Origin of the sequence: Novosphingobium sp. NDB2Meth1, assembly GCF_900117425.1 — a bacterium.
Taxonomy (GTDB): Bacteria; Pseudomonadota; Alphaproteobacteria; order Sphingomonadales; family Sphingomonadaceae; genus Novosphingobium.
This window is the reverse complement of sequence record NZ_FPEH01000014.1, coordinates 172,561-190,465: the sequence shown is the minus strand read 5'-3', so window position 1 is coordinate 190,465 and position 17,905 is coordinate 172,561. Positions and strand designations below refer to the sequence as shown.

Genomic DNA, 17,905 nt, shown 5'->3' with positions numbered 1-17,905 from the left:
AAGGATCAGGACTTGAACAGGCCCGAGGCGAGGGCGCCGAGATCGCCGAGCGGACTTTCACCATTCTTGCCGCCGAGCAGATTGCCGATCATGCCGGCAGCATCCGGGTGCTGGGCAAGCGACGTCGCAAAGCTGGCGAGCGAACCCTCGCCCCCGATGTGGCCGACGATCTGCTGCAGGATGCCGGCATCGATGCCGGTGTTGGCGGCGGCGGTCTCGACCGTGTCGGTCGGTGCGGCGTGGCCCGCAGCGAGGCCGGCAATCGCGGTTTCGACCATCGAAGGATCGATGCCGACCTTGGCGGCAAGATTCTTCACATCGACATTGCTGCTGATCTGGCCGAGAATCTGATCGAAAATGCTCATGCGCCGCTCTCCCATCGGGGTGGAGCACGCAGATTAGCCGATGCCCGGGCGGAAGCCATCCTCAATATGGTGCGGTGGACGGAATGCATTGGCGAAGGGGCGGGCCGGGGCGCGGCACAGGCCGCCAAACGGCGAGCCGTGCCGCAGCCCCTCCCCCATGCAGCCCATCAGATCACGATGGCGTCCGGATGGATATTGTTGAGCGTGAGCGCCTGAACGTGGCCGTTGGCATCGTTCAGCAGGAACGTCGTTCCGTCGAAGGCGCCGCCCTTGATCTCGTAGTAGCTGCCCTTGCTCGGGTTCGCCTTCAGGAAGTTCGCAATGGCGTTGACGTCATCCTGCCCGTCGATGAAGTAGGAACCGGTGCCCTTGCGGCCGAGGCCGAGCGCACCGAAGATATCATCGAACCCGGTGATGCGGACATTGTCGCCTTCGGAGAACGTCAGGTCGGTAACAATCACCCACTGCCAGACTTGAGCCACGCCATTGCCGCCGCTGAACGAAAACGGTGCAAAGCCTTCTGCCGAACGGAACACGAACTGATCCGACCCGGCGCCGCCGGTGAGCGAATCCTGCCCACCGCCGCCCTTGAGCACATCGTTGCCATCGCCGCCGTAGAGGAAGTCCTTGCCCGCGCCGCCATAGAGCACGTCATTCCCGGCGCCGCCCTTAATGACGTCCTTGCCTGCGCCACCTGTAATGACATCCGCCCCCGACGTACCAGAAATCAGATCGTTGCCCTTGGTTCCATTGATCGTCGCCATTTCAATCTCCAATACTTGTATCGCCTGCGTACAAGACGCCAATAACCGGAATTAACGCCCGATTCTTTGAATTATTAACTCCGTATTTACTGTATCACGAATCATAGTTATTTCACTATACGTGATAACCGAGTCGGTATTGACCAAGGCTGGGGCAAGCGGAGAGGAGGACGCCCGGAGCACGCCGGACATAGCGATCGAACGACCATCCGACGTGCGCAACAAGGTTCAGTTCCGAAGCAGTTGGCCGCGGGCGCTATGCCTGGCGGCTGCTGTGCGGCGGACCCGGCGCGCTGTTTGCGGCTGGGGAGTACCGCCGGACGAATCGGCGCTCGCCGGAATACGCCGGGCGAGCCAGCGCCGGGCCGGTTCGTCGATCAGGATCAACACTGCCCAAGCCGCCACGAGCAGCAGCGGAGCGAGCAGCAGCGCCGTCCAATGGCCGCCCGCGCCGCCTCCGACATACTTCAAGGCGCCTGCGGTGAGCGCCAGCAGCGGCACGTGGATCCCGTAAAGCGGGTAGGAAAGGCGGCCGAGCAAAGTGCCGCCGGGAAGCACTTGCTCCTTCCCGGCAGCGACCGCGACCAGCAGCACAGCCGGCATGCATACGAGCACGATCAGCAGCTGCCAGCCCAGAAGGGGCAGCGGCAGAGCGAGGAAATAAACGAGTGCTGTCAATGCCATGATCGCACTCGGGCGCCCCATGGCCGGTATCCCGGCTCGCATGCGGTGCAGCAGCAACCCGGTGCCGAATCCGAAACCAACCCGCGCTGCGCCGCCTGCCAGCGAGATGGCCTCCCAGCCGATGTCGAGCGACCCGAAGTGCAGGCCGAGCGCGACGAGAAACCCCGCGCTGATGGAGACAACGAGGCACAGGACCCGGCTGCTCCGTCCGGCAAGGAAGGCGGCCCAGATCAGATTGATCGCGATTTCGAAGAACAGCGACCACAGCGGCCCATTGGCGGGGAACAGCTCCCATCCCGTCGCACGGCCGTGCCACAACTTGGGCAGGATCATGAGGTTGAGCAGATTGGCACCGACGACCTCGATCAGCGGATCGGAGCGGGCGGGCGCGGCAAAGGCGCGAGCGACAAGGTAGGCACCCCCGATGGCTGCGCCGAGCACTGCAACGGGCGCCATGCGCACCAGCCGCCGGGCAGCGAACCCGGTGAACGTAAGGCCGGCCTGGAGGCGCGCTTCATAGGCTTCAGCAATGACGAAGCCGCTGAGCATGAAGAAGAAATCCACCGCGAGGAAGCCATTGGGCAGGAGCAGCGGGCCGCCGCCGCGCGTGCCGATGTGAAAGACGAGCACCGCCACAGCCGCGACAACGCGCAGTTCATCGAGCAAGCGATAGCGTTGGTGGCCAGCCATCGACGGCGATCTCCTTCGTTTGCCTCGAAAGGCGGGAGAAGCGCCGTCAAGTCCACGCGCGGTTGCTCCATTTTCGAATCTTTCCATCCGGCGCGCGCTTGCGCAGCCCGGCTTTGACAGCGCGCGGCGGCTGGCGCAGGGTCGGCTCATGACACAGCAAGCCTATGACTCCACCGCCCTTTCCGCTTCCCTCACCCGCCGCGAAGCGATCGCCGGCCTTGCTGCCGGGATCGCCGCCTCTGCGGTGCCGGTTCGTGCCCAGACAGCCGCCGCGCCTTCCGCTGCCGCCGCGCTGCTTGACGATGCGGCGTGGCGGCTGCTGGCGCTAAGCCCCGAAAGCGCAACCTCGCTGGGGCTCGACACCGGCGCGCATGCCAACTTGCGCGGCATGCTGGGGGATCGCTCCGCCGCCGGACAGACCGCCGTGGCGGCACTGGTGCGCGCGGACCTGGCGAGGGTCGAAGCGATGCCCGAGGCCGGGCTCGATCATGCGACGCGCACCAGCCTTGCCGTGGTGAAGAGCGCCTACCGCACCGCTTTGGACGGCTTTTCGCTGCCTTATGGCGACGTCACCGTCGGCGGATGGCGCAACACGCCCTATGTCGTGATCCAGAACGTCGGCGCCTATATCGACGTGCCGCGCTTTCTCGATGCGGACCATCCGATCAACACCTCGGCGGACGCGGAAGCCTATATCGCACGGCTGGCGCAGTTCCCGGCTGTGCTGGAGGGCGAGACAGCGCGGCTGAGGGCGACCGCGGCGCAGGGCGTGATCGCGCCGTCGTTCCTGCTCGACAAGGCGATCAGGCAGATGGGGGCGAGCCTTTCCGCGATGGGATCAGGCGGCGGGCTGGTCGAATCGATCGAGCGGCGCACGCGCGAGAAGGGCATTGCGGGCGACTGGGCTGGCCGCGCACGCGCAATCGTGACGAAGCAGGTCGCGCCCGTTTTGGAGGCGCAACTCGCCGAACTCATCGCGCAGCGCAAGCTGGCGGTGCGCGATGCGGGCATGCACACGCGGCCCGGCGGCGATGCGTTCTATGCGTGGGCGCTGCGCGCGAGCACGACGACGCGGATGACGCCGGACGAGATCCACAAGCTGGGCCTCGAATCGCTGGCCGAGTTGCAAGGGCGGATGGACCCGATCCTCAGGAAGCTTGGCTATACCAGCGGCACGGTGGGCGAGCGCATGACCGCGCTGGGCAAGGACCCGCGCTTCCAGTTCCCCGACAACGACGAAGGCCGCGCGCAGATCATCGCGTTCATCCAGAAGCGCCTGACCTATATCCGCGCGCAAATGCCGCGCGCGTTTTCCAAACTGGTGCGCGGCAATGTCGAAGTGCGGCGCCTGCCGCCCGCGGAGGAGCCCGGCGCGCCGGGTGCCTATGGCGGTCCCGGGTCGATCGACGGGACGATTCCCGGCAAGATGTGGATCAATCTCGGCACCACGCGGCTCCACAGCACCTACAGTCTGCCGACGCTGGTGCACCACGAGGCGATTCCGGGCCACGTCTGGCAGGGCGAGTATTCGAACCAGCTGCCGACGATCCGCGCGATGCTGGCATTCAATGCCTATTCGGAAGGCTGGGCGCTCTATTCGGAGACGCTGGGCGACGAACTTGGCGCCTATGACGACGATCCGGTGGGCAAGCTGGGCTACCTGCAGTCGATCGCCTTCCGCGCCTGCCGTCTGGTGGTGGACACGGGCCTGCATGCCCGCGAGTGGAGCCGTGAGCAGGCCATCGACTGGTTCGCCAATACCAACGGCTCGGGCCACGACGAGGTGACCAGCGAAGTCGAGCGCTATTGCAGCTGGCCGGGGCAGGCCTGCGGCTATTTCATCGGCCGCAGCGAAATCCTGCACCAGCGCGCGCGGGCCGTGGCAGCGCTCGGCAAGGCCTATGACCTGCGCGACTTTGACAACGCGGTGGTCGAGGGCGGCAACGTCCCGCTCGATGTGCTGGCGGCGAACATCGACCAGTACATCGCCGCGAAGAAGGCGTGACTCAGTCGCCCTCGCACAGCGCCTGAAGCTGATCGGCGGCGGCGTTCCAGCCCGCTTCGAAGCCCATGTCACGGTGCCGGTTCATCGCCTCTTCGGTCCAGTGGCTGGCGCTCGCGGTGTAGCGAGTGCCATCGCCCTCGGCCGAGACTTCCCACGTGCCGATCATGAACGGCCCTGACGGCACGAAAGCGCCGGTTTCTGCATCGACCCTGACCGCATCGGTCACCACGAAGCGGCGGCCTTCGTCCCATGCGAGGTACAGGCCTTCATTGGGCATGGTTTCGCCGTTGGGGCCGTACATGACCATGTTGGCGCGCCCGCCGGGGCGGCGCTCCTGCACGACGATTTCGGCGCGCCAGGGCTTGGGGCACCACCAGTCTTCCATGCGGTTGACCAGCATGTCCCACACGCGTTCGGGCGGGGCGGCGATGGTGCGGGTGATGGTTAGAGTTTGCATCAGCTTTCTCCGGCGCGGGCCGCCTTGATCAGATCGCGGTCGATCGCCTTGGCGGACTGGTAACCGGCGCGGGTGCGGATGCGCTCCGCATAGGCGGCGAACGAAGGCAGCGGCGGGATCGAGCCGAAGTTGAGGCCCCAGTCGATCTGGCTGCCGACATAGACGTCCGCCATGGTGAAGCGCGCGCCGCAGACCCAGTCGCGGCCCGAGAGCAGGCCGTCCATGACCTCGATGGTACGCTCGTAGGTGCCGAACCCGGCCATGCCCGACTTGCCCTCGGGCACGACCCAACCCATCGCGCGGCTGACCACCGCCTGTTCGAGCGGACCGGCAGCGAAGAACAGCCAGCGGTAGTAGTCGGCCTTCTCCGCACCTTCGGGGAGCAGCCCGGCCTCGGGGTGGGCATCTGCCAGATAGGCGCAAATTCCAGCGCATTCGGTGATCACGCGGTCACCTTCGAAGGCGTGATGGATCAGAACGGGCACCTTGTTCATCGGATTGGCGGCGGCGAGTTCGGGCGGGCGGTTGGTCCATTCGACCAGCACCTGCTCGTAATCCGCGCCTGCCTCGTGCAGCGCCCAGCGGGCGATCTGCCCTCGCGACATGGGAACCGTGAAAAAGGTGTACTGCGCCATCCATCAACCTCCCTTGGGACCGACCACGCCGAACAGGGCGCCCTGCGGGTCCATCGCAATGCCGCTGCATTCGCCCCCGGGAACCTCGTGCGGGCCCCAGAGCATCTTGCCGCCCTCGGCGGTGATGGCCGCGGCCGCCTTTTCGATATCGGGGACGCCGAAGTACATCGTCCACATTGCCGGCTGCTGCGGGTTCTTGCGCATGATCGCCCCCAGCGTCACCGCGCCGTGGTCCATGAACTCGTAGTTGCCCATCTCACCCATCGGCATGGAGCGCGTGAAGCTCATGCCGAAGTGCTTGGCGTAGAAGGCCTTGGAGGCTTCGGGATCGGTGCTGGGAAGCTCGTTCCAGCGGACGTGTCCCGACTTTTCGGCCGAGAACACGTCGCTAATGGCATCAGGCCGTTCTGCGGGGGGATTGGGCTTCATCAGATAGAACGGAGTGCCCTGCGGATCGGTCACCATGGCAAAGCTGCCTTCGGGAATTTCGGTGCGCGGCATCAGCTGCCGCCCGCCCTCGGCGGTAATCGCGGCGACGGCAGCATCGATATCGGCGACATGGAGATAGGGGACCCACGCCGGATGCGCGCCTTCTGCCTGCATTTCGGGCGTCAGCTCGATCACCCCGCCCTGCCCGCCGCCGTCACTGCGCGTGATGTGGCGATAATGGACCAGGGAACCTGGCTCGGGCGGATGGATCGTCCAGCCCAGCACCGCACCATAGAAGGTGGCGGCCGCATCGGCATCGGTGGTCATCAGTTCATACCAGATGAAGGGCACGTTCGGGCTGGTCATGCGCGGTCTCCGCTCGCAGTCGATCAGGATTGGCCTGACGAAAGCTCAATGAAGGGCATGAAACCCCCGAACACGATCCGCGTGCCATCGAAAACAGCGGGTTCATCATCGGGCGGTGCGGCGGCCAGTTCCGCTTCTACACGGGCTGTTCCGGCATCACGGACCGCCTTGTCGGGCCATTCCACGAAACTGAACACGACGCATTCATCGCTTTCAGCGGCCACTGCGCGGAAGAAATCGGTAACCTTGCCATGCGCCACCTCGTCCGGCCACGATTCAACCACTCGCAGTGCGCCTGCGGCGATCAGCATCGCATCGAACTTGCGCGCAGCCTTGAGGTAAGCCTCGCGGTTCGCGGCGCGAACGGGGACAAGATAGCCGTCGATGTAGCTCATGAGGGTCCCCCCAAAGTGCGCGTGGTGCGATCAGGTGATGGCAAGATCCGGCAGAATGCGCTGCATGAGCGAGGCTTCCTTGACAGCGACCCCCTGCCACGAAGGGCGGTTGGTGACGCGGGCGTGCCACGCGGCGGTCTTCGGATAGGTCTGCGCATTTGCGCCATGGCCGACATAGCTCAGCGTGCAGAGCATCGAGGCAACGGTGATGTCCGCGATCGAAAAGCCGCCTTCGATCAGCCAGCCGTCTTCCGGCACTACGCTCTCGATGTAAGCGAAGATGCGCGGCAGCTCGGCCTCGCCCTCAAGGGCAAGCGCCTCGTTCCCCGGCTTGCCGAGCAGACGCGGGCCGACCACGCGGTTGAACAGGATCTTGAGGCCCGAGGCGGCGAAGATCGTATCGCCGAACTCGTCAAACCACACCGCCATGCCGCAGCCCTTGGGGTCGGTGGGGATCAGCGCCGGTTCGGGATACTTTGCCTCCAGATAGTGCACGATGGCCGACGAATCGGAGAGCGTGAAGCCCTCGTCATCGATGGCTGGAATCTTGGCGAAGGGGCTGACCGAAAGAAACTCCGGGTCGGTGCTGCCGGGCCCGCCCCGCGCCGGGGTGTAATCCACGCCCTTTTCGCCCAGCACCACCGCAACCTTGCGCACGAAGGGCGATAGAAGACCGCCATAGAGTTTCATTTGCCTGCTCCCGTTTCCAATAGCGCCCCCTTAAAGCTTATTGCAGCCTTTCATCGCCGCGTATAGGCGATGCGGTGATGAGCGACCTTCCGAACCTGCAGGCCGACACCAAGGCCACCACCGTCCTTGCCGCCCCCGACACCACGCTGAGCGTGCGGGAGACCTTCGGCATCCCCGTCGACATGACCGTGCCGGCCTTCTCGGTGGCCGACGAGCGCGTGCCCGACCTCGATCCCAACTACGTGTTCGATCCGGACACCACGCTGGCGATCCTTGCAGGCTTTGCCCACAACCGCCGCGTGATGGTGCAGGGCTATCACGGCACCGGCAAGTCGACGCACATCGAGCAAGTTGCCGCGCGCCTCAAGTGGCCGTGCATCCGCATCAACCTCGACGCGCACATCAGCCGCATCGACCTCATCGGCCGCGACGCGATCGTGCTGCGCGATGGCCTTCAGGTCACCGAGTTCCGCGAAGGCCTCCTGCCCTGGGCGCTGCAGACGCCGACCGCGCTGGTGTTCGACGAATACGATGCCGGCCGCCCTGACGTGATGTTCGTGATCCAGCGCGTGCTGGAAACCGAAGGCAAGCTCACGCTGCTCGACCAGAACCGCGTGATCCGCCCGAACCCCAACTTCCGCCTCTTCGCCACGGCGAATACGGTGGGTCTGGGTGACACGAGCGGGCTCTATCACGGCACGCAGGCGATCAACCAGGGCCAGATGGACCGCTGGAACATCGTCGTGGCGCTGAACTATCTGCCCGCCGCAACCGAAATCGACGTGGTGACCAAGAAGGTCCCCGGCCTCGATGCCAAGACCGCGGCGGACATGGTCCGCGTGGCCGATCTCACCCGCAAGGGCTTCATCGCCGGCGATATCTCGACCGTCATGAGCCCGCGTACGGTGATCAGCTGGGCGCAGAACACCGGCATCTTCGGAGATAACGGCTTTGCCTTCCGCCTCTCGTTCCTCAACAAGTGCGACGAGACCGAACGGGTGCTGGTGGCCGAATACTACCAGCGCGTGTTCGGCAAGGACTTGCCGGAGAGCGTGGTGGGGAAGGTGTGAAACCCGCACTGCACCTCGTTCTGGCGGCCGTGATGGCTTCGGCCGGAACAGGAGCGGCATTTGGGCAATCTGCGGACACCCAAGTTAATCCCTCGCTGCCTATCGCTGCAGGATCGGCTCCAGTGTCCGATCCGGCGCTGGTCAAGGTGAAGCCGAAGTTCCTTAGCGGTGATCGCGCGGAGTTTCCCGCCGAAGCCAAAGCCTTGGGCCACCACGGCACGGCAGTGATCGAATTTGTGATTGATGCCACCGGGGCAGTGACGTCTGCAACAATCAGGACGTCGACAGGCTCATCCATTCTCGACGAAGCAGCGCTGACGACCGCCAAGACCGCCCGGTTCACGCCTGCTCGCGACGGTGGCGGCAACCCAATTCCGCTGAAGTTCGTTACCGGCTACGAATTCTACCAGTCAAAGTCGAACATGCCGGGAGGTGGGCTGGTGCACTATACGTGCGATGCATTCACACGCGAAATGGACTGGTGGGACACGCAGCACCCTGATCGAACACAGAAGGACGGCAGGGATCAACTTGAAACCATGCTGCTTGGTTTCAGGCTCATGTTTCAATCGGGTGGAGCATTTGCAGGCGGCGTGGATGGTGTTCGCAAAAAGAGCACCGAGCACGATGCTGCCTGGTCAGTGGTTCGCAAGGATTGCCGTGCCAACCCTGCGGACCTGTTTGTTGACCACTTCGACATGAAGGACATGTTGATCCGGCTATCCAAGGTAGCATCGGGTCAAAGGAACTGAGTTCCTCGGGAGTGACCTCGGGCAGTTGAGGGGCACCCCACAGGGCGCCCCTTTTTCCTGTCAGGCGGTCGGCACCACCAGATACTTCTCGCCGGTGCGCCGTGCATTGTATTCTGCGACGGCACCGGGTTCGAGCATGCCTTCGAGGCTGACTTCGGCCTTGTAATGGCTGGCGAAGGTGGTCGTCAGATCGCGGGCAACACGGGCGCGCATGCGGCCCACTGTTTCCATCCCGGCCTTGGCCATGAACGGCGTGAGCAGCCAGCCGCCGAGATCCCAGGTGAGCCCGAAAGCGCGATTGAGGATCGTCGGCCCGAGATCGAGCGCGCCGTAGATATAGACTTTCTTCGGCGTCGATGAGCCATAGCGGCTGAACGCAGCGCCCCGGCTGGCCGAGGATTCCATCGCGGCGAGGATCTGGCCCGCCAGCGTGCCGCCACCGATCGGATCGAAGCCGAGCATGGCGCCGGTCTCGTGGATTGCGTCGGCGAGCGCGGCGTTGAAGCCGGGTTCGGTCATGTTGAGCACATGCGTCGCGCCGAGGCCCTTGAGCAGCGCGACCTGCTCCTCGCTGCGCACGATGTTGACGAGGGGGACGTTGTCCTCCTGGCAGATGCGCACGAGCATCTGGCCGAGGTTCGAGGCGGCGGCGGCGTGGACGAGGCCAGTGAAGCCTTCCATCCGCATCGTCTCGACAAAGCCCAGCGCGGTCATCGGGTTGACGAAGCTGGAAGCAGCCTGCGCCGCGCTGACGCCATCGTCCACCGGCAGGCACATGCTGCTTTCCGCATAGGCGTAGCTCGCATAGGCGGTGCCCGGCACGCAGGCGACGCGCTTGCCCATCAGCGCTTGCGCGGCGGGGCTGTCACCGGCGGCGACGACGATCCCGGCAGCCTCATTGCCCGCCGGCATATCGAGCCCGTGCCGCGCCTTCATCGCGCGTGTGGCATTGTCCGGCATCTTCGCAACGACCTTGCCGGGGCTGTAGGTTGCATTGGCCGTATCGGCCGAGGCGAACAGCAGGCCAAGGTCCGAAGGATTGATCGGGGTCGCCTCGATCTGGACGAGGACCTGGCTGCCGGTGGGCGCATCCCACGTCTTGGGCACGATCTGGACGGTCAAGGTGCCGTCCGCATCGAGCCTGGTGGTGAGCTGCTTGCCTTCGAATGCCATGGTTCTCTCCCGATTGCTGCCGCGCCAGGGAAGGTCCCGCGCGGGTTTCGATCCGCAACCTAACCAATCATGCGCCGGGGTAAAGCGCGCCCATGAAATAGAGGCCATCGGGCGGCGCGTTGTGGCCAAGCCGCTGCCGGTCGGCGGCTTCGAGCGCAGCACGCATATCGCCCGCCGTCCAGCGCCCCTCCCCCACCAGCGCAAGGCAGCCGACCATCGAGCGCACCTGATGATGCAGGAAACTGCGCGCTTCAGCGGCCACGATGACATGGTCACGCTCTCGCCGGACGGAGAGGTGGCGCAGCGTTTTCACCGGGCTGGCGGACTGACACTGCGCCGAGCGGAACGTGGTGAAATCGTGCCGACCGATCAGCACTTGCGCCGCCTCGTGCATGGCATCGGCGTCCAAGGGGTGCGCAATCCGCCAGGCCCGTCCTGCCTCCAGCACCAGCGGTGCGCGGCGGTTGGCAATCACATATTCATAGCTGCGCCCGATGCAGGTGAAGCGCGCATGCCAATCCTCGTTGACTTCCACGCAGTCCAGCACCGCGACCGCCTGCTCCGCCAGCCGGAGCCGCGCATTCAAGGCCTCGCCCATGCGAAAGGGCGGCAGGGCCTTCTCGCTGTCGAAATGCGCGCGCATCGCCCGGGCATGGACGCCGGTATCGGTACGCCCGGCGGAATGGAGCGTGACGGGGTGGCCGACCACGCTCTCCGCCGCTTCCTCGAACGCCTGCTGCACGGAAGGTCCATGCGCCTGCCGCTGGAAGCCCATGTAGGGCCTGCCGTCGTATTCGAGGGTGAGGGCGTAGCGGGTCATGGACATGTGCTCCACCACCCCCCAGCCCCCTCCTTTGAAGAGGAGGGGGAGCCGCGAAGCCCCCTCCTCTTCAAAGGAGGGGGCTGGGGGTGGTGCCGGGCCTCAAGCAAGGCAGGTTCCCGCCGCAATCGGTCGCCCGCGCAGCAGCGCCGCCGTTTCCATCGCCGGTTTGCCCGCGCGCTGGATCAGCGTGGGGCGCAGCGCGCCTTCACTGCAGGCAATGGTGAGCGCGGCGTCGAGCGTTGTGCCGGGCACACCCGTTCCCTCGACCGCGTCTGCCGCCAGCACCCGATACCGCTCGCCCTCCAGCTCGAAAAACGCCCCCGGCGCCGGGGCGAATGCGCGGACCTGCCGCTCCACCTCCACCGCGCTCTTCGTGAAATCGAAGCGGCTCTCGACCTTCTCGATCTTGTGGGCATAGGTCACGCCCTCCTCCGGCTGCACAACCGGCGGGTGTGCGGGCAGATCGGCCAGCACTTCCACCATCAGCGCCGCCCCCTTCTCCGCGAGTTCCACCGTCAGTTCGCCCGCCGTCTTGCCCGCAACCGACGTCTCTACTTTCGCCAGCATCGGCCCGGTATCCAGCCCGCGCTCCATCTGCATGATGGTGACGCCGGTCCACTCGTCTCCCGCCAGAATCGCGCGCTGCACCGGTGCCGCCCCGCGCCAGCGCGGCAGCAGTGAGCCGTGGACATTGAGGCAGCCAAGGCGCGGTGCATCGAGGATCGGTTGCGGCAGGATCAGGCCATAGGCGGCGACCACCGCGACATCGGCTGCCAGCGCAACAAAATCGGCCAGCTCCTGCGCACCCTTAAGCGACAACGGCGTGCGCACGGCAATCCCCAGCGCCTCCGCCGCACGGTGCACGGCCGAGGGCTGCAGCTGTTTTCCCCGCCCCGCCGGACGCGGCGGCTGGCTGTAGGCGGCCACAACCTCGTGCCCGGCTTCCACCAGCGCCTGAAGGGTCGGCACCGCGAAATCGGGGGTGCCCATGAAGACAATGCGCATAACCGCGTGAAAGGCCTTTCGTTTGCGTGAGGCGGCCCTATCTCTCACCCCATGGCATCGCAAGAGATCGAGGCATTGGCGAGCGCGCTGGCGCGGCTGCCGGGGCTGGGCCCGCGCTCGGCGCGGCGCGCGGTGCTGTGGCTGATCAAGCGGCGCGAGACGAGCCTCGTCCAGCTCGCCGAAGCGCTCGAAGGTGTGCGCGCGCGGCTGGTCGAATGCCAGACCTGCGGCAATGTCGACACCGCCGATCCCTGCTCCATCTGCACCGATCCGCGCCGCGATGCCCGCGCGCTCTGCGTGGTGGAGGAAGTGGCCGACCTCTGGGCGCTCGATCGCTCGCGCCTGTTCACCGGGCGCTATCATGTTCTGGGCGGGCGGCTTTCCGCGCTCGACGGCGTGGGGCCGGAGGACCTTTCCATCGGCCAGCTGCTCGCGCGATTGGAAGCGGGTGGGATCGACGAGGTGGTGCTCGCTATGAACGCCACGCTCGAAGGACAGACCACCGCACATTACATCGCCGAGCGGATCGACACGCTGCCCTTGCGCGTCACCCAGCTGGCGCACGGCCTGCCGGTGGGGGGCGAGCTCGACTATCTCGACGAAGGCACGCTGGCGCAGGCGCTGCGGGCGCGGCGACCTGTAGGGTAGCACCTTGCGAGTCGCGTGCGGCTTGCCTATCTGACCAGCATGGCTATCCGCGAAATCCTCGAAGTTCCCGATCCGCGCCTCAAGCAGATCTCGAAGCCCGTCACCGTGTTCGACGAGGAGCTCAGGACGCTCGTCGCCGACATGTTCGAGACGATGTACGATGCGCCCGGCATCGGCCTCGCCGCCGTCCAGGTGGGCGTGCCGCTGCGCGTGCTGGTGATCGACCTGCAGCCCGACGATCCGGATGCCGAACCGGTGCCGTGCAACCACGATGGCCACCACCATCACCATCAGCCGACCAAGCGCGAGCCGCGCGTGTTCATCAACCCCGAGATCCTCGATCCTTCGGCGGACAAGCGCGTCTACAACGAAGGCTGCCTCTCGGTGCCCGAAATGTACGCCGAGGTGGAGCGGCCGGCCCGCATCCGCGCGCGCTGGCAGGATCTTGACGGCACGGTCCACGAAGAAGACATGGACGGGCTGATGGCAACCTGCCTGCAACACGAGATGGACCACCTCCAGGGCATCCTGTTCATCGACCACCTCTCGCGCCTGAAGCGCCAGATGGTGCTCCGCAAGCTGGAAAAGATGCGCCGCGCGGCGTGATCGGGCCGCGCTTGCGCTGCGAGTAGAAGCAGGATAAGTTCACGCTTCGTTCCAGTTTTGGAGTCGGCGTGGACAGCACCCTTGCCCTTGTTTTCGTGATCATTGCGCTGCTGGCGGGGCTTGCTGTCGGCTGGGTCCTTGGTGCGCGGCCGATTGCCGATTGGCAGGCGCGCTTTACCGCTCGTGATGGTGAGGCGCGCGATCTCGACGAGAAGTTTCGCCGCGCGATCACTGAACTGGCCGCTGCCAGTGTCAAGGCGCAGGCGTACGATTCGGCCCTGAACGAAGCTGCGGTGCTGCGGGAGGAGCGCGATGTTCTCGCCTCGAAGTTTGCCACCGTGCAGGAACGCGCCGCCGAAGCAGACCGGATGCGTGCCGAGCTTGCGACCCTGCGCACGGACCGGGAGGCGCTGCGCGCCGAACTGGAGCGGATGAAGGCCGATGCGGAGAACTTCGCCGAGCAGAAGCGCCTGCTGATCGAAGCACAAGAGAGCCTGCGCAAAGAGTTCGAAAACGCTGGCCACAAGGTGCTCGAACGCGCGCAGGAAGCCTTCCTCGCCCGCGCCAATGCGCGCTTCGCCGAAAGCGAGAAGACCAGCGAGGCGCGGCTGAAGGCCGTGCTCGAACCGGTCGGCGCGAAGCTGGATAAGTACGAGCAGCAGGTGCAGGAACTGGAAGCCAAGCGCGTCGATGCTTTCGGGCAGTTGAGCGGCCTGATCGAAGGCATGCGGCAGGGGCAGGAAGCCGTGCGCACTGCCGCGCTGCAGCTGGGCAATTCGCTGCGCAACGGACCCAAGACGCGCGGGCGCTGGGGCGAATTGCAGCTGCGCAACGTGCTGGAGCAATGCGGCCTCGCCGAACACACCGATTTCGTCACCGAGCATTCGGTCGATACCGAGGATGGGCGGCTGCGTCCCGACGCCATCGTCAAGGTGCCGGGCAACAAGATCCTCGTGATCGACGCGAAGGTCTCCCTGAACGCCTATCAGGACGCGTTTGAAGCGGCAGACGATGACGCTCGCACGGTTGCCTTGACCGCACACGTCCAGTCGATGCGCAATCATATCCAAACGCTGGGCGCCAAGAGCTATCAGAGCCAGTTCGAGGAAGCGCCCGACTACGTGCTGATGTTCGTGCCAGGTGAGCATTTCATCGCCGCCGCGCTCGAACGCGATCCCACGCTATGGGACTTTGCCTTCGAACGGCGCGTGCTGCTCGCCTCCCCCACCAACCTTGTCGCCATCGCGCGCACCGTGGCGCAAGTCTGGCGGCAGGACGGGCTCGCCCGCGAGGCGCGCGAGATCGGCAAGATGGGCGGCGAGCTTTACGACCGTCTTGCCGTGGCGGCGGACCACCTCAAGCGCGTCGGCGCGGGCCTCGAGAGCGCGGTTGGCAATTACAACAAGTTCGTCGGCAGCTTCGAGCGCAACGTGCTCTCCGCTGGGCGTCGCCTGCGCGACAAGCATATCGAGATCGGCAAGCGCGAGATTGAAGAAGTGCCCTTGATAGAGTCGGCACCCCGCCATGGGGAGGGCGAAGGACCCAAGCTGGCGCTGGTGGAAACGGAAGGCGGCGGGCAGGCGGCGGAATAACCCTCTCACCGCCCGTTCGGGAACAACAGTCTGTCGGAATCAGCCGTCCAATGCCGCCAGTACCTCGTAGGCCAGCACCGCTGCCGCCACCGCCGCGTTGAGGCTATCGGCGCGCCCCTTCATCGGCATCGTCACGCGAAGATCGCAGGCCATCTCGTAGTCTTCCGGCAGCCCGCGCGATTCGTTGCCGACCATCACGAAGCACGGCGCCGCATATGGGGCGCCGCGATAAGGTACCGCCTCGCGCAAGCTCGCTGCCACCAGTTGGCCTGGCCCTGCCCGCAACCAGCCGAGGAAATCTTCCCACCGCGCCTGCGCCAGCGGCATGGTGAAGACCGCCCCCATGCTGGCGCGGACCGCTTCGACCGAGAAGGGATCGGCACAATCATCGAGCAGGATCACCCCGCCTGCACCCACCGCATCGGCGGTGCGCAGCATCGTGCCGAGGTTGCCGGGATCGCGCATGGCCTGTGCCACCAGCCACAGCGGCGCGCTGGTGCGGTCCAGCGCTTCGAGCCGGGTATCCCATTCCGCGAAAACCCCAGCCACGGCTTGCGGATTATCCTTGCCCGTCACCTTCGCAAGCAGGTCTTCGGGCATTTCGATCACATCGCCGCCCGCCCGCGCAACCGCGTTTTCCAGCGCATCCAGCAAGGGATGGCCCTCGCGCCCCTCGGCCATCATCAGGATTTCCGGCAGACGTCCACATTCGCGCGCGTCGGTCAGCAGGCGTAGGCCTTCGGCAAGGAAGCGCCCTTCACGCTTGCGGTGCTTCTTTTCGCGCAGCGCGCGCACGGCCTTGATGGTCGGGTTGGAGAACCCGGTGATCTGGCGGCGGGTCATTTGGCGCGCGCCTCAGTCCTCGCCGAAGCCGTCCTTGACGAGCCCGGCGACTTTCATGAGCACGGCCTCGGCGTCAGTGCCCGTAACCACGATCTCGACCGTGTCACCCTTGGCCGCACCCAGCATCATCAGGCCAAGGATCGAGCCGCCCTGGGCTTCGGTGCCGTCCTTGATGACTTTCACGTCAACGCCTTCGGGCAGGCGGGCGACCATGTTCACGAACTTTGCGCTGGCGCGCGCATGAAGCCCGCGCTGGTTGATGATCAGCACCGTCTCGCGCGCCATGCTAACGGAGGTGTCGGCGGCGTTGTCGGTCATGGTCAGGCGTCCTGCCCCAGGAATTCGGATGCGATGGTGATGTAGTTGCGCCCGGCATCGCGCGCGGCGGCGGTGGCTTCGCGCACGCCCATGGCGCTGCGGGCCTTGGCGAGGCGGATCAGCATGGGCAGGTTGATACCCGCGATCACTTCGACCTTGCCCGCTTCCATCAGCGAAATGGCGAGGTTGGAAGGCGTGCCCCCGAACAGATCAGTGAGGATGATGACGCCCGAGCCTGAATCAACCCGCTTGATCGCCTCGGCGATTTCCTTGCGGCGGCGCTCCATGTCGTCGTTGGGCCCGATGCAGACCGCGACGATATCGGGCTGGCGTCCAACGACGTGCTCCATCGCGTGGATGAATTCGTCGGCCAGAGCGCCGTGGGTGACTAGGATGAGACCGATCATCTGGGGGTGTGGCTCCGAAGGGCGATGCGGCAAGGGGCCGCAATCAGGCTGGGCAATATCGGCTGAGGCTGGTGCCGTATCCGGCTGAATGCCTGATCGGTCCCGCCATCTTCCAGTGCATGCCCATTCCCCCGTTTCCTGCCATTACCCCTGGACGGTATGCAGGCCTCTTTGTTTTTCATGTCTGCGAGCCTTCGACCATGTCGGCAGCACGCGAGCCCAGGTTGCGATGCAGCAATGTGGGAGAAAATCCCGCATCGCGCAAGGCAGAAGCGATCTGCTCGGCCATGAACACCGAACGGTGGCGCCCGCCGGTGCAGCCGAAAGCGATGTTCACATAGGCCTTCCCCTGCACCTGAAAGCGCGGAAGGAGCAGCAGGAGAAGATCCCGGATGCGGTCAAAAGCCTCGCTAAATGCCGGATCACGGCGGATATATTCGCCCACCGGCGCATCCTTTCCGGTCATCGGTCGCAGCTCGTCATCCCAATGCGGATTGTTGAGGAAGCGCATGTCGAACACGAGGTCCGCGAGCGGCGGTGTCCCCCGCGAGAAGCCGAAGCTGCTGATGGTGAGCGTGGTGCGCTGCGGCGTGATCGGGCTGAACTGTTCGCGAATCGCTTGCTGCAGATCGTTGGTGGAGAAATCGGTGGTGGAAATCACGACGTCCGCCCAGCGGCGCAGCGGCTCGAGCAGTTCGCGCTCCGCCGCGATGCCGGTGGCGGCGGGCTTGTCCTCGCTCATCGGGTGGCGCCGGCGGGTCTCGTTGTAGCGGCGTTCGAGTTCGGACCCTCCGCAATCGAGGAAGAGCGTGGTGACAGTGAGGTCTGCGCGCGCGGTGAGGCGCTTCACACGTTCGATGGTCTTGGCGGGATCGAACCCGCGCGTGCGCGTGTCGAAGCCGATGGCCAGCGGCGAGCCCGCATCGAGCTGCGCCGAGCCCGGCTCGGTTTCAAGCAGGCGATCAAGCAGGCGGATCGGGAAATTGTCGATCGCTTCCCAGCCCATGTCTTCCAGCGTGCGCAGCGCAGTCGTCTTGCCCGCACCGAGCACACCGGTGACGAGCAGGATGCGCTGCGGTTTGGGTTGCGGTTCCGACTCAGCCGACATGTGCGGAGGTTTGCGCCCAACGCCGCACGAAAGAAAGACCGCAGGAGTGCAACGGGCGTGGGTAAGGCCGCAGCAATGTT

At 65.5% G+C, this 17,905-nt stretch carries 21 protein-coding genes; 6 read left to right on the top strand and 15 right to left on the bottom strand.

The genetic code is table 11. The features are described from left to right. Positions 1-5: 5 nt before the first annotated feature. The 3 genes from NDB2M1_RS07925 to NDB2M1_RS07915 all read right to left on the bottom strand — a co-directional run bounded on the left by NDB2M1_RS07925 (position 6) and on the right by NDB2M1_RS07915 (position 2,503). Complete coding sequence (locus tag NDB2M1_RS07925; RefSeq protein ID WP_072381156.1) at positions 6-365, bottom strand: hypothetical protein; 360 nt, start codon at positions 363-365, stop codon at positions 6-8. A 167-nt stretch (positions 366-532) separates the two neighbouring features. Further along, complete coding sequence (locus NDB2M1_RS07920; protein ID WP_072381154.1) at positions 533-1,129, bottom strand: calcium-binding protein; 597 nt, start codon at positions 1,127-1,129, stop codon at positions 533-535. Between the two features lie 228 nt (positions 1,130-1,357). Beyond that, positions 1,358-2,503: an acyltransferase family protein gene (locus NDB2M1_RS07915; RefSeq protein ID WP_072381152.1), complete on the bottom strand. Its 1,146-nt coding sequence runs from the start codon at positions 2,501-2,503 to the stop codon at positions 1,358-1,360. A gap of 148 nt (positions 2,504-2,651) precedes the next feature. Here NDB2M1_RS07915 and NDB2M1_RS07910 point away from each other — a divergent pair, with 148 nt between their 5' ends. Beyond that, on the top strand, positions 2,652-4,508 hold the full coding sequence (locus NDB2M1_RS07910) for a DUF885 domain-containing protein (RefSeq protein ID WP_072381150.1): 1,857 nt from the start codon (positions 2,652-2,654) through the stop codon (positions 4,506-4,508). A 1-nt stretch (position 4,509) separates the two neighbouring features. Here NDB2M1_RS07910 and NDB2M1_RS07905 read toward each other — a convergent pair whose 3' ends face one another. Genes NDB2M1_RS07905 through NDB2M1_RS07885 form a run of 5 tightly spaced genes read right to left on the bottom strand, consistent with a single transcriptional unit; the run spans position 4,510 to position 7,480 of the window. Continuing rightward, positions 4,510-4,965 carry an SRPBCC domain-containing protein gene (locus NDB2M1_RS07905; RefSeq protein WP_072381148.1) on the bottom strand — a complete coding sequence of 152 codons (456 nt, stop codon included), beginning with the start codon at positions 4,963-4,965 and terminating at the stop codon, positions 4,510-4,512. Then, entirely contained in the window at positions 4,965-5,600 is a 636-nt protein-coding gene (locus NDB2M1_RS07900; RefSeq protein WP_072381146.1) for a glutathione S-transferase family protein, read from the bottom strand. The genes NDB2M1_RS07905 and NDB2M1_RS07900 overlap by 1 nt, the downstream gene beginning before the upstream one ends. A 3-nt stretch (positions 5,601-5,603) precedes the next feature. Continuing rightward, on the bottom strand, positions 5,604-6,395 hold the full coding sequence (locus tag NDB2M1_RS07895) for a VOC family protein (protein ID WP_072381144.1): 792 nt from the start codon (positions 6,393-6,395) through the stop codon (positions 5,604-5,606). Positions 6,396-6,418: 23 nt separating this feature from the next. Continuing rightward, a complete protein-coding gene (locus NDB2M1_RS07890) occupies positions 6,419-6,790 on the bottom strand; it encodes a DUF1428 domain-containing protein (protein ID WP_054120357.1) in 372 nt (123 codons plus the stop codon). A 30-nt stretch (positions 6,791-6,820) separates the two neighbouring features. Further along, positions 6,821-7,480, bottom strand: a complete 660-nt coding sequence (locus NDB2M1_RS07885) for a glutathione S-transferase family protein (RefSeq protein WP_072381142.1) — start codon at positions 7,478-7,480, stop codon at positions 6,821-6,823. A gap of 77 nt (positions 7,481-7,557) precedes the next feature. Here NDB2M1_RS07885 and NDB2M1_RS07880 point away from each other — a divergent pair, with 77 nt between their 5' ends. Further along, positions 7,558-8,550 carry an AAA family ATPase gene (locus NDB2M1_RS07880; RefSeq protein ID WP_072381139.1) on the top strand — a complete coding sequence of 331 codons (993 nt, stop codon included), beginning with the start codon at positions 7,558-7,560 and terminating at the stop codon, positions 8,548-8,550. Continuing rightward, positions 8,547-9,302, top strand: a complete 756-nt coding sequence (locus tag NDB2M1_RS07875; protein WP_083554729.1) for an energy transducer TonB — start codon at positions 8,547-8,549, stop codon at positions 9,300-9,302. Before NDB2M1_RS07880 ends, NDB2M1_RS07875 begins: the two co-directional genes overlap by 4 nt. A gap of 60 nt (positions 9,303-9,362) precedes the next feature. On the opposite strand, the gene NDB2M1_RS07870 is transcribed toward NDB2M1_RS07875, so the two are convergent. From NDB2M1_RS07870 to fmt, 3 genes are all read right to left on the bottom strand, one after another. Further along, positions 9,363-10,475, bottom strand: coding sequence for a zinc-binding dehydrogenase (locus NDB2M1_RS07870; protein WP_072381135.1), 1,113 nt, complete (start codon positions 10,473-10,475; stop codon positions 9,363-9,365). Between the two features lie 67 nt (positions 10,476-10,542). Further along, entirely contained in the window at positions 10,543-11,295 is a 753-nt protein-coding gene (truA, locus tag NDB2M1_RS07865) for a tRNA pseudouridine(38-40) synthase TruA (RefSeq protein ID WP_054120362.1), read from the bottom strand. Between the two features lie 102 nt (positions 11,296-11,397). Continuing rightward, positions 11,398-12,303 carry a methionyl-tRNA formyltransferase gene (fmt, locus tag NDB2M1_RS07860; RefSeq protein ID WP_072381133.1) on the bottom strand — a complete coding sequence of 302 codons (906 nt, stop codon included), beginning with the start codon at positions 12,301-12,303 and terminating at the stop codon, positions 11,398-11,400. A 51-nt stretch (positions 12,304-12,354) separates the two neighbouring features. Here fmt and recR point away from each other — a divergent pair, with 51 nt between their 5' ends. From recR to rmuC, 3 genes are all read left to right on the top strand, one after another. Then, positions 12,355-12,951: a recombination mediator RecR gene (gene recR / locus NDB2M1_RS07855; RefSeq protein ID WP_054120364.1), complete on the top strand. Its 597-nt coding sequence runs from the start codon at positions 12,355-12,357 to the stop codon at positions 12,949-12,951. A gap of 39 nt (positions 12,952-12,990) precedes the next feature. After that, entirely contained in the window at positions 12,991-13,557 is a 567-nt protein-coding gene (gene def, locus NDB2M1_RS07850; protein ID WP_054120365.1) for a peptide deformylase, read from the top strand. A gap of 68 nt (positions 13,558-13,625) precedes the next feature. Beyond that, positions 13,626-15,149, top strand: coding sequence for a DNA recombination protein RmuC (gene rmuC / locus NDB2M1_RS07845; RefSeq protein WP_072381131.1), 1,524 nt, complete (start codon positions 13,626-13,628; stop codon positions 15,147-15,149). A 39-nt stretch (positions 15,150-15,188) separates the two neighbouring features. On the opposite strand, the gene NDB2M1_RS07840 is transcribed toward rmuC, so the two are convergent. The 4 genes from NDB2M1_RS07840 to rapZ all read right to left on the bottom strand — a co-directional run bounded on the left by NDB2M1_RS07840 (position 15,189) and on the right by rapZ (position 17,825). Then, positions 15,189-15,992 carry a TrmH family RNA methyltransferase gene (locus NDB2M1_RS07840; protein ID WP_072381129.1) on the bottom strand — a complete coding sequence of 268 codons (804 nt, stop codon included), beginning with the start codon at positions 15,990-15,992 and terminating at the stop codon, positions 15,189-15,191. Between the two features lie 12 nt (positions 15,993-16,004). Then, complete coding sequence (locus tag NDB2M1_RS07835) at positions 16,005-16,310, bottom strand: HPr family phosphocarrier protein (protein WP_083554728.1); 306 nt, start codon at positions 16,308-16,310, stop codon at positions 16,005-16,007. A gap of 2 nt (positions 16,311-16,312) precedes the next feature. Beyond that, positions 16,313-16,717, bottom strand: a complete 405-nt coding sequence (locus NDB2M1_RS07830; RefSeq protein WP_072381127.1) for a PTS sugar transporter subunit IIA — start codon at positions 16,715-16,717, stop codon at positions 16,313-16,315. 178 nt (positions 16,718-16,895) lie between these two features. Next, positions 16,896-17,825 carry an RNase adapter RapZ gene (gene rapZ / locus NDB2M1_RS07825; protein ID WP_072381125.1) on the bottom strand — a complete coding sequence of 310 codons (930 nt, stop codon included), beginning with the start codon at positions 17,823-17,825 and terminating at the stop codon, positions 16,896-16,898. Positions 17,826-17,905 lie beyond the last annotated feature (80 nt).

Coding starts and splice junctions, on each gene's coding strand:
- NDB2M1_RS07925 (WP_072381156.1), bottom strand. CDS start 365: ATGAGCATTTTCGATCAGATTCTCGGCCAGATCAGCAGCAATGTCGAT.
- NDB2M1_RS07920 (WP_072381154.1), bottom strand. CDS start 1,129: ATGGCGACGATCAATGGAACCAAGGGCAACGATCTGATTTCTGGTACG.
- NDB2M1_RS07915 (WP_072381152.1), bottom strand. CDS start 2,503: ATGGCTGGCCACCAACGCTATCGCTTGCTCGATGAACTGCGCGTTGTC.
- NDB2M1_RS07910 (WP_072381150.1), top strand. CDS start 2,652: ATGACACAGCAAGCCTATGACTCCACCGCCCTTTCCGCTTCCCTCACC.
- NDB2M1_RS07905 (WP_072381148.1), bottom strand. CDS start 4,965: ATGCAAACTCTAACCATCACCCGCACCATCGCCGCCCCGCCCGAACGC.
- NDB2M1_RS07900 (WP_072381146.1), bottom strand. CDS start 5,600: ATGGCGCAGTACACCTTTTTCACGGTTCCCATGTCGCGAGGGCAGATC.
- NDB2M1_RS07895 (WP_072381144.1), bottom strand. CDS start 6,395: ATGACCAGCCCGAACGTGCCCTTCATCTGGTATGAACTGATGACCACC.
- NDB2M1_RS07890 (WP_054120357.1), bottom strand. CDS start 6,790: ATGAGCTACATCGACGGCTATCTTGTCCCCGTTCGCGCCGCGAACCGC.
- NDB2M1_RS07885 (WP_072381142.1), bottom strand. CDS start 7,480: ATGAAACTCTATGGCGGTCTTCTATCGCCCTTCGTGCGCAAGGTTGCG.
- NDB2M1_RS07880 (WP_072381139.1), top strand. CDS start 7,558: ATGAGCGACCTTCCGAACCTGCAGGCCGACACCAAGGCCACCACCGTC.
- NDB2M1_RS07870 (WP_072381135.1), bottom strand. CDS start 10,475: ATGGCATTCGAAGGCAAGCAGCTCACCACCAGGCTCGATGCGGACGGC.
- truA (WP_054120362.1), bottom strand. CDS start 11,295: ATGACCCGCTACGCCCTCACCCTCGAATACGACGGCAGGCCCTACATG.
- fmt (WP_072381133.1), bottom strand. CDS start 12,303: ATGCGCATTGTCTTCATGGGCACCCCCGATTTCGCGGTGCCGACCCTT.
- recR (WP_054120364.1), top strand. CDS start 12,355: ATGGCATCGCAAGAGATCGAGGCATTGGCGAGCGCGCTGGCGCGGCTG.
- def (WP_054120365.1), top strand. CDS start 12,991: ATGGCTATCCGCGAAATCCTCGAAGTTCCCGATCCGCGCCTCAAGCAG.
- NDB2M1_RS07840 (WP_072381129.1), bottom strand. CDS start 15,992: ATGACCCGCCGCCAGATCACCGGGTTCTCCAACCCGACCATCAAGGCC.
- NDB2M1_RS07835 (WP_083554728.1), bottom strand. CDS start 16,310: ATGACCGACAACGCCGCCGACACCTCCGTTAGCATGGCGCGCGAGACG.
- NDB2M1_RS07830 (WP_072381127.1), bottom strand. CDS start 16,717: ATGATCGGTCTCATCCTAGTCACCCACGGCGCTCTGGCCGACGAATTC.
- rapZ (WP_072381125.1), bottom strand. CDS start 17,825: ATGTCGGCTGAGTCGGAACCGCAACCCAAACCGCAGCGCATCCTGCTC.